Here is a 3,603-nt window from a genome sequence, read left to right as displayed (position 1 = left end):
GGCGCCCCGGCAGATCTTATTGTAGTAGATAATGACGGACCATGGACAAGGACAGCACAAACATGGGTATCAGGCAAGTGTGTCTATAATTCAAACTGATAAATGCATGAGAGGAGAAAAAATGGGACAAAAAATATCAATCAAAACAAAACATCAAGACCTACCTGTTATACGTACAAGGGGGCTTGGTAAAACCTACCCCAATGGAACCAGAGCGCTTAAAAATGTTGATTTTACGCTTCAGCACAATGAATTTGTATCGATCATCGGTTCCTCAGGCGCCGGCAAATCGACTTTTCTTCGTTGTTTGAACCGATTGATAACACCCACGGAAGGAATGATTGAACTTAACGGAAAAGATATCACCTATGGAAACGGTTCAGGATTAAAGAAAGTCAGACAGAAGGTTGGGATGATCTTTCAGCAGTTTAATTTAGTGCCAAGGTTATCAGTTCTAAACAACGTTCTTGCAGGAAGGCTTCGATTCAACCAGGGGCCCATATCATATGGATCATCAATAATCAGACTATTTTCAAAATTAGAAAAAGAGATAGCCTTTGAGTGCCTTAAACAGGTGGGCATTGAACACTTTGCATTTCAGCGGGCTGATACGCTGTCCGGCGGTCAGCAGCAGCGAGTGGCTATTGCACGGACTCTTGCCCAGGAGCCGAATGTTTTTCTGGCCGATGAACCGATATCCAGCCTTGACCCACGCAGCGCTGAAAAGGTGATGGAAATTTTGCTTCAGATCAACCAGAGCCAGAAAATCCCGGTCATTGTAAACCTTCACCATATTGATTTTGCACTGCGTTACGGCAGGCGGATTATAGGAATGGCGGATGGGGAAATGATTTTCGATGGAAAGGGAAAGGACATGACACCGGATACGGTAGCATGGGTTTATCAGGGGCTGAAAGAAGGAGAAACTGAAACAGAGAGGATTCGCGCATGTGCGTAAGTTAGTTGAAAATTGAAAGCAAAAAAAGGAGGAAAGAAGATGTTAAAAAAAAGATCGTTGATGGTGTTAATTGTTTGTGTTGCTCTTACTATGTTTGCCGCTACTTTTGCCAATGCCAACCCGGCCGACTGGCCGAAAAAAGTACGTATCGGCCTTATTCCTACCGAGGGTGGTGCGGATATTATTGCACGATTTAAACCGCTCATTAATCACTTAGAGAGCGTTCTCGGAATAGAGGTTGAAGGGAAAAGCGCTTCGGATTATGCCGGGATCATCACGGCTATGACTCATAAACATATAGAATTTGCCTACTTTGGCCCCAAGAGTTACACAGATGCGGCAAACAAGGCAAATGCCCAGGCCGTAGCTCTGGAAATGGGCGAGTCCGGTCAGAAAGGCTATTACGGCGTCATCATTTCCAAAAAAGGATCCGGAATCAAAACCCTGGAGCAGGCCAAAGGTAGGGGTTTTGCCTTTAATGATCCCAACTCAACATCAGGATACCTCGTTCCCATGGTACTGTTTAAAAGAGACCTGAAGGTGGACCCGAAAAAATATTTCAGAAATGTAAAGTGGTCGGGTTCTCACGGAGCATCTATTCTGGGAGTAAAACACGGCACTATTGAGGTTGCTTCCACAAATGATATCGATCTGAGACGCATGGCTGAAAAGGGCCAGGTGAGTTATGATGAGTTTAATATTATATGGACGTCTGATCTTATTCCAGGGTCTCCCATGTGTGTGCGTGGCGATCTGCCGGATAGCTTGAAGGCAGCCTTTTGCGGCGCGTTGATGATGTTTAACAGCGATAAAATGGGACTTCAGAAGCTTCAAATCGGTGGTTATGCGCAATGTGATGACAGCACCTACGATCCGATCCGTTATCTTAAAAAATTAAAGGCCGAGTTGAAAGGGAAGAAATAGGATGCATCAAGAGACCACTTTAGAGGATCTTGCGCCGAGACTAACTCCACGGCGCAAGATTATCCTGACTGTCATGGGAATAACTATCGCAGCCATATTGATTTTCAGTTACATCTGGTGCGACATCAATCCCTTCAAGATCTGGAACAAAAGGCAGAACGCCTTTGAATACCTTTTTGGCAGACAGACAGATGAAATCGACAAGAAGACAGCGAAGCTGCATGCAAAACGGCTTCCTGAAATTATTGCCATGGAAGAAGCGCGCAGGGATATAGATAAAAAACATGATGCACTTCCAGCAGACCAGAAACCGGATTACAGGCGCAGAAACGTTGAGATTGAAAATCTGGCAAAAAAGATGCTTGCAAATCAAGACCCTATAGAGAAACAAAAGACAATCGATGAAGAATATATCCGTCTCCTTGACGAAAAAAGGGGTGGGTTTTTTCCCCCTGAAACCCACTCTTCCAAACTAAAATCGTACTCAATAGCGCTTTTGGAGACTGTTATGATGGCTATATGGGGGAGTCTCCTTGCCGTTATTGCGGCTATTCCTTTTTCGCTCTTTGCAGCCAAAAACATCCTGAAAATCATTGCGCCCGGAGACAGTTTCTTTCACCGCAGCCTTCGATGGATATCATATTTTGTAGTGAGACGTTTTTTGGATTCAGCTCGTGGATTTAATGAGTTTGTAATGGCGCTTATGTTTGTGGCTATAATCGGACTTGGGCCTTTCGCGGGTATCCTTGCGTTATTCATCCACACTACCGGTATTCTCGGAAAAGTTTTCAGCGAAGCTATCGAGGCCAGCGAACCCGGCCAGGTAGAAGCGGTTGTCTCTACCGGGAGTGGAGCCGGCCAGGTAATCTCTTTTTCCGTAATTCCTCAGGTTATGCCGACTATAGTCAGCTACAGCCTGCTGAGATTCGAATCAAACGTTCGCAGTGCCACAATCCTGGGCTTTTGCGGAGCAGGCGGGATTGGGTTTTTGATGTTTGATAAACTAAACGGCTATCTTTATCGCGAAGTCTGCACAATGATGATCATGGTTATCATTTCAGTCAGTATTATCGATTTTTTGTGCGGGAAGCTAAGGAATTATTTTATATAGTTTACCAGGAGGTGCCCGAATTGCATAAAATAGGAAGCAAAATAGATGAGGTGAGAATTGACGGCAACCTTGATGCTTTGAAAAGAGATCTGGAATATTACAAAAAAATTAATATAGAAGCAGTAGAATTGCCTGTTCACGGTCTGGATGCAATAAAGAATGGGTTGCTCGATAAAAGGCAGGTAAAAAGGGTTAAAGAGATATTGGCCGATTTTGATTTCGAATACAGCATTCACTCTCCTAATCCTCTTAATCTTATGAATAGACAAACCCTCGAACTGCACGTTTCCGTCTTCATGGCGAGCCTTGAATTTGCCTCTGAAATCGGTTCAAAGATCCTTGTCTATCATTCAGGACGATTTGTTCCTGAAGAGACCTTTCCTGTAAAAGGCAACTTTAAAATTTCCCCAGATGAAAAGCGAAGGCTCCTTGATTTAGAGTCAGAATCACTAAAGAAGCTTGCTGACGAATATCCGGATATTATTATCTGTATGGAAAATGCCAGGCCTTATCTCTTTAACAGCCCGTACTGCTATGCCGAAAGACCCGATGCCCTGAAAAAACAGATAGAAAAAGTAAACAGAAAAAATGTAAGGGCAACCCTTGATAT

4 protein-coding genes are annotated in these 3,603 nt (G+C 43.9%); all 4 read left to right on the top strand.

The window, feature by feature from the left end; all coding sequences use genetic code 11:
- Positions 1–121: 121 nt before the first annotated feature.
- On the top strand, positions 122–958 hold the full coding sequence (phnC, locus tag K8S13_RS06175; protein ID WP_291461260.1) for a phosphonate ABC transporter ATP-binding protein: 837 nt from the start codon (positions 122–124) through the stop codon (positions 956–958).
- A gap of 39 nt (positions 959–997) precedes the next feature.
- The gene (gene phnD / locus K8S13_RS06170) at positions 998–1,882 is read left to right on the top strand and encodes a phosphonate ABC transporter substrate-binding protein (RefSeq protein WP_291461258.1); all 885 of its coding nucleotides are present in this window, start codon (positions 998–1,000) and stop codon (positions 1,880–1,882) included.
- 1 nt (position 1,883) lies between these two features.
- Positions 1,884–2,993, top strand: coding sequence for a phosphonate ABC transporter, permease protein PhnE (phnE, locus tag K8S13_RS06165; protein WP_291461255.1), 1,110 nt, complete (start codon positions 1,884–1,886; stop codon positions 2,991–2,993).
- A gap of 20 nt (positions 2,994–3,013) precedes the next feature.
- The coding region (locus tag K8S13_RS06160) for a TIM barrel protein (protein ID WP_291461254.1) at positions 3,014–3,603 on the top strand (590 nt) is incomplete at its 3' end.

The organism is Desulfobacula sp. (assembly GCF_021107415.1).
The sequence above is the reverse complement of the archived record's forward strand: the minus strand, read 5'-3'. Positions and strand labels throughout refer to the sequence as shown.